General features: G+C 54.1%; 18 protein-coding genes. 10 read left to right on the forward strand and 8 right to left on the reverse strand.

The features are described 5' to 3' along the window. Window positions 1-4: 4 nt before the first annotated feature. The 6 genes from AU074_RS05985 (at window position 5) to AU074_RS06010 (ending at window position 4,233) form a co-directional block, all read left to right on the forward strand. Complete coding sequence (locus AU074_RS05985; protein ID WP_076013938.1) at window positions 5-850, forward strand: phage tail protein; 846 nt, start codon at window positions 5-7, stop codon at window positions 848-850. After that, window positions 825-1,031, forward strand: a complete 207-nt coding sequence (locus AU074_RS05990) for a tail protein X (protein ID WP_076013939.1) — start codon at window positions 825-827, stop codon at window positions 1,029-1,031. The genes AU074_RS05985 and AU074_RS05990 overlap by 26 nt, the downstream gene beginning before the upstream one ends. A gap of 79 nt (window positions 1,032-1,110) precedes the next feature. Continuing rightward, window positions 1,111-2,157 carry a phage late control D family protein gene (locus AU074_RS05995; RefSeq protein WP_076013940.1) on the forward strand — a complete coding sequence of 349 codons (1,047 nt, stop codon included), beginning with the start codon at window positions 1,111-1,113 and terminating at the stop codon, window positions 2,155-2,157. A 47-nt stretch (window positions 2,158-2,204) separates the two neighbouring features. Continuing rightward, window positions 2,205-2,768 (forward strand): glycoside hydrolase family 19 protein, encoded by a 564-nt coding sequence (locus tag AU074_RS06000; RefSeq protein ID WP_076013941.1) that lies wholly within the window; start codon window positions 2,205-2,207, stop codon window positions 2,766-2,768. After that, on the forward strand, window positions 2,750-3,289 hold the full coding sequence (locus AU074_RS06005) for a lysis system i-spanin subunit Rz (protein WP_076013942.1): 540 nt from the start codon (window positions 2,750-2,752) through the stop codon (window positions 3,287-3,289). The genes AU074_RS06000 and AU074_RS06005 overlap by 19 nt, the downstream gene beginning before the upstream one ends. Before the next feature lie 149 nt (window positions 3,290-3,438). Next, a complete protein-coding gene (locus AU074_RS06010; RefSeq protein WP_076013943.1) occupies window positions 3,439-4,233 on the forward strand; it encodes a DNA adenine methylase in 795 nt (264 codons plus the stop codon). Window positions 4,234-4,292: 59 nt separating this feature from the next. Here the strand turns inward: AU074_RS06010 and AU074_RS06015 are convergent, their stop codons facing one another. The 4 genes from AU074_RS06015 to AU074_RS06030 are packed head-to-tail and all read right to left on the reverse strand — an operon-like array spanning window position 4,293 to window position 7,459. Then, window positions 4,293-5,102 carry a hypothetical protein gene (locus AU074_RS06015; protein WP_076013944.1) on the reverse strand — a complete coding sequence of 270 codons (810 nt, stop codon included), beginning with the start codon at window positions 5,100-5,102 and terminating at the stop codon, window positions 4,293-4,295. Continuing rightward, window positions 5,099-5,974, reverse strand: coding sequence for a hypothetical protein (locus tag AU074_RS06020; RefSeq protein WP_143503541.1), 876 nt, complete (start codon window positions 5,972-5,974; stop codon window positions 5,099-5,101). The genes AU074_RS06015 and AU074_RS06020 overlap by 4 nt, the downstream gene beginning before the upstream one ends. Before the next feature lie 29 nt (window positions 5,975-6,003). After that, the gene (locus AU074_RS34250; protein WP_218191616.1) at window positions 6,004-6,720 is read right to left on the reverse strand and encodes a hypothetical protein; all 717 of its coding nucleotides are present in this window, start codon (window positions 6,718-6,720) and stop codon (window positions 6,004-6,006) included. A gap of 55 nt (window positions 6,721-6,775) precedes the next feature. Beyond that, entirely contained in the window at window positions 6,776-7,459 is a 684-nt protein-coding gene (locus tag AU074_RS06030; RefSeq protein WP_076013946.1) for an SOS response-associated peptidase, read from the reverse strand. Between the two features lie 83 nt (window positions 7,460-7,542). Here AU074_RS06030 and AU074_RS06035 point away from each other — a divergent pair, with 83 nt between their 5' ends. The 3 genes from AU074_RS06035 to umuC all read left to right on the forward strand — a co-directional run bounded on the left by AU074_RS06035 (window position 7,543) and on the right by umuC (window position 9,544). Then, window positions 7,543-7,752 (forward strand): hypothetical protein, encoded by a 210-nt coding sequence (locus tag AU074_RS06035; protein ID WP_076013947.1) that lies wholly within the window; start codon window positions 7,543-7,545, stop codon window positions 7,750-7,752. Between the two features lie 96 nt (window positions 7,753-7,848). Beyond that, complete coding sequence (locus AU074_RS06040; RefSeq protein WP_076013948.1) at window positions 7,849-8,274, forward strand: LexA family transcriptional regulator; 426 nt, start codon at window positions 7,849-7,851, stop codon at window positions 8,272-8,274. Continuing rightward, entirely contained in the window at window positions 8,267-9,544 is a 1,278-nt protein-coding gene (gene umuC, locus AU074_RS06045; RefSeq protein ID WP_076013949.1) for a translesion error-prone DNA polymerase V subunit UmuC, read from the forward strand. Before AU074_RS06040 ends, umuC begins: the two co-directional genes overlap by 8 nt. A gap of 25 nt (window positions 9,545-9,569) precedes the next feature. Here umuC and AU074_RS06050 read toward each other — a convergent pair whose 3' ends face one another. After that, complete coding sequence (locus AU074_RS06050) at window positions 9,570-9,779, reverse strand: hypothetical protein (RefSeq protein WP_076013950.1); 210 nt, start codon at window positions 9,777-9,779, stop codon at window positions 9,570-9,572. A gap of 226 nt (window positions 9,780-10,005) precedes the next feature. On the opposite strand from AU074_RS06050, the gene AU074_RS06055 reads away from it, so the two are divergent. Beyond that, window positions 10,006-10,260 (forward strand): DUF1652 domain-containing protein, encoded by a 255-nt coding sequence (locus tag AU074_RS06055; RefSeq protein WP_076013951.1) that lies wholly within the window; start codon window positions 10,006-10,008, stop codon window positions 10,258-10,260. A gap of 1,217 nt (window positions 10,261-11,477) precedes the next feature. On the opposite strand, the gene AU074_RS06065 is transcribed toward AU074_RS06055, so the two are convergent. The 3 genes from AU074_RS06065 to AU074_RS06075 form a co-directional block, all read right to left on the reverse strand. Continuing rightward, on the reverse strand, window positions 11,478-12,602 hold the full coding sequence (locus AU074_RS06065) for an HNH endonuclease (RefSeq protein ID WP_076013953.1): 1,125 nt from the start codon (window positions 12,600-12,602) through the stop codon (window positions 11,478-11,480). A 651-nt stretch (window positions 12,603-13,253) separates the two neighbouring features. Continuing rightward, entirely contained in the window at window positions 13,254-13,559 is a 306-nt protein-coding gene (locus AU074_RS06070; protein WP_083676641.1) for a DUF6124 family protein, read from the reverse strand. A 376-nt stretch (window positions 13,560-13,935) separates the two neighbouring features. Then, a complete protein-coding gene (locus AU074_RS06075; protein WP_256576851.1) occupies window positions 13,936-14,868 on the reverse strand; it encodes an alpha/beta fold hydrolase in 933 nt (310 codons plus the stop codon). Window positions 14,869-15,052: the final 184 nt, after the last annotated feature.

Genomic DNA, 15,052 nt, shown 5'->3' on the forward strand with positions numbered 1-15,052 from the left:
GTCCATGGCTTACATGGAACAATTGCTGTCGGGCCTCAAGTACCTGGTCGAAGCTGGGGAGGCTGGGCGGCGCAGTGCTGACGGCATGCTGGGGCCGGTCAACAGCGCCATTTCGGAATTAACCGGCGCCGCGTCCGAGCTGGAAAATATCCCGTTCGTGGGGCCGAGTGTCGGCGCCAAGCTACAGCGGGTAATGCGTGGCGTGGATGCAGCACAGTCCAAGGTCGGCCAGGTAGTAGCCGTGTACGGCCGTGCAACGCGGGCGGCCGCCGAGGTGCAGGAGCGAATGGGTGCGCTGAAGGAACAGGCGGGCAAGGCTGCAACGGCGATCAACAAGATAGCCGGAAACGTCAGCCCGTCGCTGGCCAACATCGTGCCTACCAGTGCGTTTGCCACGGATGCCACCCCGGCGCCGGAAGCGGTAAAGCCGTTCCCGCATTTGCTGATCATCCAGCCGCGTGATCCCAAGGAGCAGCCCTATTACTTCAACCTAGACACCGCGGCCTTCGATGAGCTTAGCCGCTCGACCGAATTCCGTTGGGCCTCACAAGAGCGACTGTCGCGCCGCCCGGCACAGCAGGCCGTAGGCATGGGAGACGAAAAGTTAACGCTCAAAGGGACGATTTACCCGGGCTTCAAGGGCGGGCTTAAGCAACTCGACACGTTGCGCAGCATCGGGGCTAGGCTTCAGCCGTTGAGCCTGACCACGGGCTATGGCGATGTGATTGGCACCTGGTGCCTGAAAAGCATCAACGAGGAACAGGGCGCGCTATTGCACGGCGGGATTCCGCGTAAACAAGGGTTCAGTCTGGAGTTTGTGCGCTATGGCGACGACATGCAGAACGTCTGATGGGGACATGCTCGATGTCATTTGCCATAACGTTTATGGCCATCTGAACGGCAGCACCGAGGCGGTGCTGGACGCCAATCAGGGGCTGGCGGATGAGCCCCAGCCCTACCGAGCCGGTGTGGTGATCTACCTGCCGGATCTGCCCAGACCGACCGGGGAGGGCGTCAGCTTGTGGGATTGACCTCGGGCGCTACCGACGCCGTCGTAACAACCATTTGTTTTTGACCCGCCACGCGCGGGCTTTTTTTTGGAAAAATTCCATGACCCCTATGTTTAGAATCGTGGCTGATGGAGCCGATGTTACGGCCAAAATCAATGACCGGTTGTTGTTGCTTCGCACCTCTGACAAGCCCGGGATGGAGTCCGACGAGTTTGAGTTGCGCATTGATGACCGGGACGGCCAGGTGGTGCTGCCTCGGCGTGGCAGCTCTATCGAGATCTACCTGGGCTATGCCGAAACGTCCTTAGTGCGCTTGGGGCGTTACGCGGTGGATACGGTCGAAGTGTCGGGGCCGCCGGATACGATAGTGATTAAGGGCAAGGCCAGCGACATGCGCGGCAGTGGCAAGACCATCCGTAGCGGAAGCTGGGAGGATGTGCCGCTGTCGAAGATCGTGGCCGATATCGCGGCTCGCAATGGTTGGCAAGCGGTGTGCCCGGTGGCTACCAAAGTCGCCCGGGTGGACCAGCTCAACGAGTCCGATTTTAATTTCATCACGCGCCTGGCCAAGCAATACGACTGCACGGCCAAGGTGGCCGACGGCAAGCTGTTGGTGATGCCGCGTCAGGCTGGCCAGACAGCCAGCGGCAAGGCGTTCGGCGCGATTACTCTAACCCGTAGCGATCTCAGCCGATGGCAATTCAGCCTTGGGGATCGCAACTCGCACAAGGCCGTGGCGACCAAGCATCAGAATAAGAAGGACGGCAAGTTGGCAGTCGTCACCGTTGATAACGACGACGCACCGGATGGATTGCCGGCGGTGCATACCGACCGGCATATCTACCCGAACAAGACCGCCGCCGAGGCCGCCGCAAAAGCTCGGTTAGCGGCGTTCAATCGCTCGACCGCCGACGTGCGTTTCGAGATGCCTGGCCGGACAGATGTTTTTGCCGAACGCCTGATCGACGCCCAGGGCTTCAAGGTCGGCCTTGATGGTGAGTATTTGGCGGACTCGGTGGAGCAGGTGTTCACCCAATCCGGCTGGTCGACCACTGTTGAGTGCAATGCCGGCAAGAAAGGTAAATCCAAGGGCAAGAAAAAGAAGGCTAAGCCACCTCTCAAGGTCGTGAATGTGAACGCGCCTTAAAGCACCCCATCGCCGCTTTAGTGCGGTTTTTTATGTCTGGAGTTTTTATGTCCGTCACCGAACAACAGCTGCAACGCATCATGCCGAACGCCCGCCGCCAAGCGGGCGTTTTTGTATCTGCTCTGAACACAGCAATGACGAATCGACAGATCAATACGCCGAAGCGCCAAGCCGCGTTCCTGGCGCAGGTCGGTCACGAGTCAGGGCAACTGCTGTACGTCCGCGAGCTGGGCGGCGATCAGTACCTGAGCAAGTACGACACTGGAAAACTGGCCGCGAATCTGGGCAACACACCTGCAGCAGATGGGGATGGCCAACGCTATCTTGGTCGCGGGCTGATACAAATCACCGGCCACGATAACTACCTTCGCTGCAGCTTGGCACTGTTCGGCGATGAGCGATTGCTACGCACGCCGGAATTGCTCGAACTGCCTCAATGGGCGGCCGAGTCGGCAGCGTGGTTCTGGTCGGTGAACGGGTTGAATGCCCTCGCGGATCAGGAGCAGTTCAACACTATCACCCGCCGGATCAATGGTGGCCTCAACGGCCTGGAGGATCGGCTGCAGCTGTGGGCCAGGGCGAGGGCGGTGTTATGCGTCTCTTCGACCTGATCCCTGTGCAGTTCCGTATCGCTGCCGCCGGCGTGCTGTTGTTGATGGTGGTCGCCGGATCTGCGGCGTTGGCCTGGACTGTCCAGGACTGGCGTTATGGCCGTGTGCTGGAGCGCCAATCCCGGTTGCAAGCGGACACCCTCAACGAGTTATCCCAAGCCGCTGCCGCCCTGCAGCGCAAAGAGCAGGACAGGCGCTTTGCCCTGGAACAGCGCCTGCAGAACAAAGATGAAACCTACCATAAGGAATTGACCGATGAGCAAACGAAGCAGGCTCGTCTGCGTGATCGCCTGGCTACTGCTGATCTGCGGCTGTCAGTCGTACTCGCCGCCACCGACTCCATCAGCAGTTGTTCAGTGCCAACCGCCGCCACCGGCCGCGTGGTTCATGGCACCACAAGAGCCCGACTTGACCCAGCGCATGCTCAACGAATTATCGGAATCACCGATACCGGCGACCAAGGATTGATCGCCCTGCGGGCCTGTCAGGCCTACGCAAAAGAAGTCTCTACACCGAAGTAAAAGGAGCGGCCGGACAGAATGCGTCAACATCCTACCCGGCCACCTTCCCCGCAGAATGTCCCTGCAAGTCCAGCCAAGGCTCCTGCTTCGTGCACAAAGCGGAGCGAGCCTAGCACTGTTTATCCATACAGCAAAGGTCTTGCTTTTATATGTCCACACCCATCATCCCTTGGATGGGCGGCAAACGCCGCCTGGCCGACCGCCTCATCCCACTCTTCCCGCCGCACGATTGCTACGTTGAAGTCTTTGCCGGCGGCGCCGCGCTCTACTTCATGCGCCCCCAGGCGGCGCCGGTTGAGGTCCTCAACGACATCAATGGCGATCTGGTGACTCTGTACCGCGTCGTGCAAAACCACCTGGAAGAATTCGTGCGCCAGTTCAAATGGGCGCTCAGCTCCCGCCAGGTGTTCGAGTGGCAGAAGATGACCCGCCCTGAGACCCTCACCGACATCCAACGCGCCGCACGATTTTTCTACCTGCAGCACCATGCCTTTGCCGGCAAGGTGACGGGGCAGACGTTTGGTACCGCGACCACAGGCCCGGCTATCAACCTGCTGCGGATCGAGGAAAACCTCTCGGCCGCCTGGCAGCGACTGTCCGGTACTTATGTCGAAAATCTCCCTTGGCTTGACTGCGCTGAACGGTACGACCGTGCCCATACCTTCCACTACATGGATCCACCTTACTGGCAGACGGCCGGTTATGGCGTGGACTTTCCCTTCGAGAATTACGAGCGCATGGCTGACTTCATGCGGCGCTGCAAAGGGAAGGTCATGGTAAGCATCAACGATCACCCAGACATCCGGCGGGTGTTTGACGGCTTTAGCTTTGAGACGCTCGATATCCGCTATTGCAATACCAATCAGCGTCAGGGAAAGGCTGAGGTGAGTGGCGAGCTGGTGATTATGAACTGGGAGCCTTCTGCATTTGGAGGATTGTTCTAATCCACGCGCAGCGCGAGCTTACTGCCTCGCGCTCAATATGGTATAACACGCCTTAAATCTCACCATATAAATCTGCCATCAAACTCTACCCCTTCTGCGTTTTTAAGAATTTGAAAGTCATACATTCCGTACTTGTATTTTTTTGTGATTTTTAATACTAGACTTGCTTCCACTTGTAATAAGCGGTTAGCGGAATTAGGCTTTATTGCATAGTTACGAGAAGACTCCAATGCTACGCCGCTATAGGCGATCGCATCTAATTGTGGGTTTCGGCTAAAAACTAAGTTGGCTAAAATTCTAGAGTGCATATAGTTCGTATCCTTTGCATTTTTGTCCTTTAATAGAGAGGATAGGAATGCGTCAGTGAATACAAAGCTTTTACCGAATTCATGAGGCATATTACTCATGAATTCGTTTAATAGTTTTCCTACGGTTTCAGAAGTAAGGCCGCTACCCCACCTATTTATGTGGGTTATTTCTCCGATTGTGCCGCAGCAGAAAGCGTGGTCGGGTATCTGCTTGTAGGCGACAATATGTATGTAGTCGCCTTCTTCTGCGCTTATTTCATCTAGCGTAGAATACTGATTGATTGAGGTATATAAAATTGGGTCGTTGATTTCGTTAAGTCTTCCTGCTCGTGTAAGCTCTTTGGGTGGGCTTCCAAGCTCGGATATATTATAAAAACCATTTTCATCAATGCATTTTCTTGCTCGCCAGAACGCGCTGTCGTAGTTGAATTCATAGTTTAGGACTTGGTAGTGATCGAGTATAAGGCTAAGTTTTTCTCGTACAAACTCTGGGTTTGTACTTTTTAATATTGAAGATGATAGGTCGTCAAGGAATTCAAGGGGGAGTGTGCTGAAGTTCATTGAAGTGCCTTATTGATATGGTATGTATTACCGTTTATTAACCGGTTAATCGCAGGGATCTCCGCATTGAAGAGTCCTGCAAGCATAAGACATGTTTCTTTAAACATAAGGTTCACGTTTTCATCATCAGACATGATCCCGTCAAAGTATGTGCCATACGCGACAAAAATCATGTCAACTAGATCATTGCGAAGCCTGTCTGGTCTCATGTTGCGCATGCCGCCCTGCGCTGAGCGTGTAATGGCCATGACGTAGCAGGCCAATGAGACTCTGAAAATTAAAGTGTTTGGCAATTCTTGGAATGAGGGGCGTTTTCTGACGATAGGCGTATCTGTAAATATCTGGTCTGTGATTACAAGGAGTGTTTTGGCTAACCGGTCTACCATTGAGGACGTGTACATACGTTGCTCACGGAGGACTGCCCGTTCTTCTTTGGTGTACTCATTGCCTAGTATCGTAAATGCTTCGCGCATTTGCTCTGCGTCTATCAGCATTGTTTTCTCAAGGTGTTCAGTTGCCGACTTACCGAGATCAAGAAGTTGTCGGCGAAGATGTATGTTTCCTGACTCAGCTTCGCGAAGATTATGGGCAAATTTGGGGAATTCGCAGGTTTGTGTTTCATCTATAAGCCTACGTTGTAGCCCTTTCTGTCTTCCGCTCATGCCGCATATTTTTGCCGAACCTTTGAGAATTATAACTTGGTTTGGGAAATCAGAAACTACACTCATGGATTTGAAAATGCTATTAAGTGTATCGCCTTTATATGCCTCCATCGCAGAAAAGTCGGTAAGCACTGCACGGTTCTTTGGGTTCTTTAGAAACTCTCGTAACTTAGGGTGCTGCATTTGATTACTATCAATTACCAAGTTCACTTATTTTTACCAGCCTTGGTTTTCGGATTTTATTTTATCACTTCGGTCACTTGCTCGAATGCGGGTTTATAGATCAAGATTCGCTCGAAGGGCGTCGGACCAATACTTTCCCCTTTTGGCCAATTAATATCTTGATCTTGAGAGGGGTCCCAAAACTCAACAATGATAAGCAGCCAATAGGCATCACATAGCTGGTAGTTTTTGAGTTTTTCGATTTTCTGAGCTACCAGTGACTTTACTCGTTTGATCGATAACGTCGGGACATCAAAGCCCTGCTGAAGTCGCCAATTACTAGCTGGGTACTCTTTTCCATTGTGATATAAAAAACGTAGCTCTGGCATAGCTTCAAAAGCTTTGTAGCTTGAGTGCCCTTCGAATTCTGATGAAATTTCCTGAACAATGGCAGCTAGTATGTTAGCGGCCTTTTTTAGGCTTTTACGCTCAATTGGGAAATTGGGATCGAAATCAAAAGAGATTTCAAGTTTTCGGTTGCCGTTCGATAGGTAAAGCCGCTCGGCCAGTGCAATAACTTCGCGGCGGATTACGTTTTGCTTTTGCTCGCTTTTGATATCTTTGCCATCAAGTTTGTAAAGATGAGCTATTTCGATACCTAGTTTTCTGGCACCTTTTTTTACGAGTACATCAGGTTTGTCTGAATATTCGATTGCGCCATTAGGTACAGGGTAATGTTGAACGAACATCTCAAAGTAATATTGCTCAAGGATCTGCTGCTCAGTGAGTTCCATTGGGAATGCCTAACTGTTGAACGCTAGAGAGCAGTGTAGGCCAAATCGAAGGTAGCTAAGTTTCTAATCGTTTGATCAATTCAGGCCCATGATTTCGTACATTACCAATAGCCGGGTCAACTTTGAACCACTCGAACACCTCGGTTGCCTCGCCCTGCAGCATCACCATCTGTTCGGCGCGTTCCATGGGCGTGGCCGGGTCCAGCCATTCGCGAGCCAATTCCGGCGATAGCGTAACCGGCCGCCGGTCGTGGATGTCCACCATGCCGCCGGCGCTGTCGGCGGTGATAATCACGAATCCGTCATGCTCGCCCGGGCCTTCATTGCTGTCTGGTGGTTGGCCAATGGCTGCGCACAGCACGGGCGCGCCATCCCGCCGGCGGATTAGGTAGGGCTGCTTCTTCGGTCCGCCTTCGTCCACCCACTCAAACCAGTTGTCGATGGGCGTGATTGCCCGGTGCGGCCAGATTGCGCGGAAGAACGGGCCGTGGGCCACCTTCTCTACGCGGGCATTGATCGGCGCGGCACGATCTTTGGCCCAGTGCGGGCGCCATCCCCAGCGCACTAGGTCCGCGTGCAGCAAATCACCCTGCAGGTGGAGCAGGGCGACTTGGGTTGTCGGGGCGACGTTGTACCGCTCGAGCGGCAAGTCACCGGCGGAGTTCGCCAGGGCATTGGGCATGCTCAGCGCTGCAACGAAGTCGTGAATGCCGCTGTATTGGGAAATCCTTCCACACATAATCATCTCCGCTCGTCGGCCCCAATGAACAGCTGGGACCAGGTCAATCTCTACACTGTAGACACTGGCCCCGGGTATTCGTCATGACAATCAACATCGATCAGATCAACGCAATGGAGGCGTGGTTTTCCCTGCGCAACGATCCGGACTTCAACTCAGCCACACCGGAGGAGCTTTACGAGAGGCGCCTGGCGCTGGCTGACGACATGAAAGAGCGCGGCGTAATCGACATCGGTGAATGGCGGGAACTGACCGAAGAGGCCGTCGCCGCGTACTCAGATGAGTTGGGCTGACGCGCCCGCTTGTCAGATATCTCTTACATCAAATTGACCGCAATCCGTCCGCGTTATTAACTGTACATTCGTACAGTATCTGTAAAAGGCTGCGTCATGAGCTTCTCAATTTTAGGTCCTATTGCCGAGGGTGGCACGAAGCTGCCCTTTTGCTCTTTTCGGGTACCCGCCGGCTTCCCATCGCCGGCTGCCGATCACATCGAGCAGCACATCTCACTGGATGAGGTCTTAAATATCAGGGCTCCGCACGTCTATCTGATCGCCATTACTGGCGAAAGCATGCAGGGCGCGGGTATTTTTGAGGGTGACCTGGCGGTCGTGGACCGATCTATTGAGCCGGCCCACGGGCACGTAGTCGTGGCGCTGCTGAATAATGACCCTATCTGCAAGCGCCTGTGTAAGCGCGGGAAAGAGGTGATCCTTCTGTCGGAGAACCCGAGATACCCGGCGCGATACATTTTGGAGGGCGACGAACTGTCGATCTGGGGCGTGATCACCAGTACCGTACGCAGCCATGTCTGAGTCGCCACCCGTCTTTGCGCTGATCGACTGCAACAGCTTCTATGCAAGCTGCGAGCGTGTATTCCGGCCCGACTTGGCGAAGGTGCCCATCGTGGTGCTCAGCAACAACGACGGCTGTGTGATCGCCCGAAGCTACGACGCTAAGCCTTTCATCAAGATGGGCGAGCCGTATTTCCAGATCAAGCACAAGCTCAAGCAGCACGGCATTGTCCCGTTCTCCTCAAATTACGCCCTGTACGGGGACATGAGTGAGCGGGTCATGACAGTGATCGAGAGCCTGGTGCCCGCCGTCGAGATCTACAGCATTGATGAGGCCTTCGCCGACCTGACCGGTATTGCCGGCCTGGATGTCCTCGGGCGCCAGATCCGCGCACGTGTCTTTCAGTGCACCGGCATTCCGGTGGGCGTCGGAATCGCCCATACAAAGACCCTGGCCAAGCTGGCCAACCACACAGCAAAGCGCCTGCAGGCCCAGACCGGCGGCGTGGTGAATATCACCGATCCGGTAAAGCGTGACTGGGTATTGCGCAACACCGACGTTTCGGAGGTGTGGGGTGTCGGCCGGAAGATGAAACTTCACCTGGATACGATGGGCATCAGTACAGCGATGGATCTGGCCAGGGCAGACCCCTGGACGCTCCGCAAAAAATTCAGTGTGGTAATCGAGAAGACCGCCCGCGAACTGGCCGGCACCTCATGCCTGGAACTGGACGAGCCCGACCCACCCAAGCAGGAAATCTGCTGTAGCCGGATGTTCGGGATGCGCCTGACCGAGCTGGCGCCGATCAAGGAGGCGGTGGCCACCTACATGATGCGAGCCTCGGAAAAGCTCCGGGCGCAGAACTCGCTCTGCAAAAAGGTCCGCGTCTGCATCCGCACAGGCATGTTTAACCCCGAAGAAGCCAAGTATGCCAATGGGGTAGTGGTGGACATGCCGTACCCGACCGACGACGTGCGGCTGCTGACCAAAGCTGCCGTCGATGCGCTCGACCACATCTACCGCCCAGGCTTCAAATACAGCAAGGCCGAGGTGATGTTGCTCAACCTGTGCCAGCCAGGCGAATACACGGACGATCTATTCGCGGTGTCTCAGCCAGCCGAGGCCACCAGAGTGATGACCGTGGTGGACCAGATCAATGACAGGTGGGGAAGGGGAACGCTGCGGTCGGCTAGTGTGCCGACGAACCCCGACTGGCGGATGCGCCGGGAAATGATGAGCCAGAGCTACACCACGAAGCTCGATCAGCTGTGGTCAGTTGCTTGCAAGTAGTGATGCGCTCAGCGCCAGATCAACATCACTCGGGCGACATAAGGACCGCCAGAGTCAGCTTGATGAACTCCTCGTTCTCATCGATGGTGTGCAGAGCGCCGCGCACGTTCTCGGCTACATCGGCGGCGCCACGCTGCTCGACCCAGTTCGATAGCTCCATGATGGAAGCCTCAAGGGCCAACTGGTTTTCGTACATCTTGGAGAGCAGGGAAGGGAGTAGGTCTGAATTGGGCATTGGCGTTCCTCTGGTGGAGTGAACAGCGTAGCAGTAGGCGAACTCTGCTTTACCTTCTAAGCTCCATGGCCATGCGACGGGCGGCTGTCAGGGCGGCTACGATGCGTGAACCACGTCTCAAAAATCAAACTAACATTTACTAACTTGAACGTTTTTACATTTAGGTTCCCTAAGCCACATCGCCGCGCCGAAAGGCCTCTATCCATTGGTTTTAAAGGGTCACGTGATGATCTCTACCTTAGAGTTACGCCATATAATTGAGAAGGCGTTCCTTCCCACCAGGTGCGTGTGCTCGATCAGGTATGACTCACTCAACATTCAGCTGATCGACCCCGTGACTCAGCAGGAATTGTTGACGGTCGCCGGGGTTGATCCAAAAACGTTGCGATCAAGCCGCGCGATCGCCAGGCTCATTGCGGAGATAAAAGAAGAGGTCAGGCTTCAAGGGGATGCCGCGCTGAAGGAAGTTGGCCAAGCCTGAAAAGCCGAGGTTAACGGCAGTCCGTTTTAGGGCATAATTATGGCAGTATCGGGGCCGCTGTGCGCCGCCTAACGACAAGGGCGAAGGTGGAAAGCATTGTTTTCATGGGCCTTAAGCGGCCTGTAGGTGCGTAGGTGGGGGTTCGAATCCCTATCTATATCGCTCGTTACGTCACTCCAGTTATCGCACGTCGCGACTTCCAGCCGGATGCCCGAAAGCGTCGTCGAATGCGAGCTCCGCAATCTGCCGTAACGGTTGGGAGCTGCCCTCCATTCGATGCACAAGTACAAACCACCTGTGGCCGCTGTGAGGTGCCTCATCAATGTTGACCCCACTCGGCCCACCTTTAACAAGCTTCAAGCAATGAGGCCAGTGAGGCTCATAGAAAGACTTTCCTTCGTTCTTCGGCTTGGCAAGGTAATTGGAGGAGCGCTCTTTGTAGTCCGCGTTGTACTGTGCGTTGAATAAGTGGCTTTGAACACGCCTTCGTACTCCTCCGCATTCGCCGCGGTAGATCGCACGAAGTGTCCCTCGCTGTAGACTGCAGATGTTTCCGTCTATGGCACGATCTGAAAGGATGACGTAGAAGCCCGCGCCCCTAAACACATGTTTAAGATCTGCAATGCTGACGAGGGAGACCAAGTCAATAGGGGGGGATTGGTCTGAAAACTGGTCGGGCACTAAATCGCTGCAGTAAACGTTTTTGAATGCGGCAGCAAATGTGGTTCTTATTTTCCTCTTAACTACAGCCATCGAATTCTGGAGTTCCGACTCCATCGCAGAAACGTCGTACATGGTGCTTGTAGATCCTTGTGCTGGTGAGGGCAGGCTTTGGCCTCTCTGTAGTGGTCGATAGTGTTGGGGCAAAAATGGGGCAAACCGTACGCCAATCTATGCCATCCAATGCCAGTTATGCATTTATGCAATCGTATGCTGGTGGGCGTTAGGGCCAGCCACCACGGGCTTTCCCCCCAATATCCCCTACATACCCCTACACAATCGGGGTTTGCTTTGTCAGAGGCGATTGGTTCGTAGCTTCGCCAAGCCCTGCTTGATGTGCCTAGCGTTTTCACCGATCACGAATAGAGCACCACGTATGTTATTACAAACAGACACCTTGTGGCGGTGGGGTAGGCTGGAGGCCTTGAAAAGAACGGAGCAGGTGAAGGGAGTCGAACTCTCGTTATCGGCTTGGGAAGGTGATAACGGAGATATGACTAGCGACGAATCAGGTGCGCGATTTTCGATACGAAATGATTGGCAACGAGACTGGAGAACTCTTGAGCTCGTTCGGGTGGAATGATGCTGTCTCTCGGAATGCCCATTGACTGACACGCATGCTCGAAAGCATTGCTTGCTTCTCGTTCTATCAGTCGAGATTGACTGCGCTTATAGATGAGGCCGAATCCTTCATTGAGGGCTGCAGCATAGGTTTCATCTGTCAGTGCTTGATTGGACCGGATTAGCTCTAGCTCATGGTCGGATAGATTGAGGTTCACCCCAAGTGCGAGTTCGGAAGCTCTAGCGGGATTAAAAGCGTAGGTGGTATGTAAAGCGGGCCCATCATATTGCTCACTCAGGATAATGACGATCCGCGACATTGAAAAATACTCAACATAGCCTAATAGTTTTCGCCTATCGGGTAGGCCGACAACGCTTACACAGTTAAAGGCATGAGTCGAAGGTCGATTGGCTACTAAGTCGCGCAAATAGAAATGAGCGTAGGGTGGCGTTACTGTAGCCCCCTTCAAGTACTGATTCGCCGTATCGCAAGACTTAGGACTCACTCCAGCAGCTGCTGCTAATGCAACCGCAGTTTTGACCATTGAGCGGCCGGCTAGCTCTCCGCCAAATTGAGCAGAAAAAGTCACTGGTGACTCAAGGGGGGTCTCTGTTGCTGTCATTCCGCTCAAAAACGAATCCACGTCCACCTTCGAGTTTTTCCTAGCTAACTGCTTGACCATTTTGTGAGCGGTTGGCTTATCTCTTGCCGATATCTTTATTTTCAGGCCTTTCTCGCCTGGCTCGGTTCGATAAGTGGAATTGGGGATTGTCATGGTGCCGTCTGGCAGCAGGAGATAACTTTTCCCGTCGATAGTCTGAATCTTGATACTCGGCGGAGCTCCTCGTTCTCGATCAACACCATGCATCATCGCAAGTTGGGAAAACTGCTGCCAAATCTCTGCGTCCCAGCTATCGCCCGAACTGCTATTGCAATCGATACAAATGAACGATCGAATCTTGCGTCGGCCACCGATAGAGTGAGGAATGATGTGCTCACGAGAATTGTTGGAACTGTCAATTTGCTTTTCGCAGAGGGCACAGTAGCTAGTGTTGTCCATGGCTTTTCTCGAATAGATATTCGCGCTTCTTTGAACAATATCACGAAGAGATAAGGGCAAGCCGGATCTCGGAGGCGTTTGAGAAAACGCAATGAAACGAGCGCGAGTTAGGGCAAAATTAGGGCGAATTCGAGGCCGCTTTAGCTCGATGCAAGCCGTGGGGCATCAAGAATATTGCTGGATTCAATGGCCCTGAGCGGTCCTTACGAACACGCGAAGGGGTTCAAATCCCTTTCCACGGGCCTGCGCAATAAAGTCTTGCGTGACGAGCTAGGGGGCTCGACCGCACGCGACCAGGCGTAGAGAATCAGTTCCGCAACTAAAATAGAATCGCCTGATTTCAAAGGGCTCCAGCGCTGTGTAAATATTGACGAAGCGGAATTGAATATCTCGTAAAACACTGATAAATAAATGAATATTTGTGGATTGCAAATCCGCCTACTCCGGCTCGATTCCGACCTCGGCCTCCACTCTTAGAAACCCCGTAGATTAACGTCTATGGGGTTTTTTATTGGGAGCGGGAAAGTGTGTGTCAGGACGAGCCTGGGCTCAGCGCTTTGTTTGGGCCTTCACAGCTCTTTCTTGATCGGGCTGAAGGATAAACGGGGCTGTTTTATTTGAGCGTTTAAATAGATCAGCCCCAATACTGCGTTAGTGCGGTTTCAAACAATCCAGCGCCTGATCCGCCAAGGTTCTGGCCATGTCGATCAGGTGCACGGTGGAACGCGCCATGTCGCGGTTTTCTCCAGGTGATCCCTGCACAGAACCCTCAGCCGTTGCGGCTGCACAGCGTAGCAATTCAGAGATTTGGGCGATTGCGTCTTCAAAGCTGACGTCTTGGTGAACAGTAAATATTGGGTGGGAGGCGGGATCGGGTCGGAGGTGGTGACTTAAGGCGCGATCAAAGGCTTCGCGGTCCCGGGTGGTACGAGGTGGGTCTGGAACGATTTTGTCCATGCATAAGCTCCTACTGAGGGGGAGCCATCCTGGTGTCGGTCTCACTCGACAAAAGGTGGCAGCTATGTGCAGGGTGAGAATACCGGACAGTAGGACTCCGGCCAGACCGAAGTCTGCCCGCACACAGCCGCCATAGAGCATGCTACAGACGGTAGTGGCGCTTGGCGCCTACTGGTTCCGGATTCTCACCCCCGATCGCTGATGTGCAGCGACGGAGCGAAGACTAGCCAGTGATTCCAGCGGGCACAAGGCCGAAAGATTCTCTAGGAAACGTCCCGCAAGTTAAAGCGATTTGCCTTGCTGGCCCTTAAAAAACCGAGAAGATTTTAAACAGTGGACGCGATTTTTATTGGGCTTGGAAAAGTGTCGGCACTGACTATTTACCGCTGGTAATGCGCGCCATAAACAGTCGCGTCAGGCTGGCAATCTGTTCAGTTTTCTCATCCAGTGCGAAATGCCCCGCATCCAGAACATGAACCTCTGCACCCGGCACATCATCCTTGTAACGCATGGCCCCTGGCAGAATGAACGACGGGTCGTATTTCCCCCACATGACCAGCATGGGCGGCTGATTGTCTTTCAACCATTGCTGCCATTTTGGGTAAGAGGCGACGTTGTTTTGGTAGTCCAGCAATAACGCCGACTGTATCGCCCGCTGGCCCGGGCGGGACAATGCGGCAAATTCGTCTTCCCAGGCATCAGGGTTGTAACGCTCGGGATGAGGGCTGGTGCCCAAGTGGCGCTGCTTCGTGCCTTCGTATCCGATGAACGCATCGACTTGCTCGGGGTGTTCGGAAGGAGCCTTCCAATACTTGGCAATGTTCGCCCACTTGGCTCCCAGGCCTTCGTTATAGGCGTTGGCATTTTGGATGATGATGCCGTGCAGTTTTTGCGGCGCATTGAGGATCATCCGGAAGCCTATCGGGCCGCCGTAGTCCTGCATGAACAGGGCGTACTCATCGATGCGCAATTGCGTGAGCAGCTTGCTCATGGTGTCGGCCAGATGGTCAAACGTGTAGGCGTAGGTCGCCACAGAGGGTGCGTCGCTTCTGCCGAACCCAGGGTAGTCGGGTGCGATCACGTGATACCGATCAGCAAGCAGCGGTATCAACGAGTCCCACATGCGCGACGAAGAAGGGTAGCCATGGAGCAGCACAAGGCTCGGCGCGCCTTTGGGGCCGGCCTCACGATAGAAAACCTTCACGCCTTCCACGCTGGTCCAGTGATAGCCAGTGGACGCGGTGGTATAGGGGATGGTGGGCACCGGTTCGGCAGCGTATGTCGGTTCGGTCATCGAGAGCGTCGTCATAAGTGCTCCTAGGGTGCAAAAGGTCGCGATGTTCATTGAGGCCTGGGCTCTGATTTGCGCATTTCCCGGCGAAATGCAGCTGGGATCAGAGTGGACGTATCCGAGAATGGGCACCATTGGCCCAATGACCATTTTTCATTAGAATCGGGCCAATCTTGATCAGGCCAGCCTCCGTGAAAAAAAG

Origin of the sequence: Pseudomonas sp. ATCC PTA-122608, assembly GCF_001952855.1 — a bacterium.
Lineage (GTDB): Bacteria > Pseudomonadota > Gammaproteobacteria > Pseudomonadales > Pseudomonadaceae > Aquipseudomonas.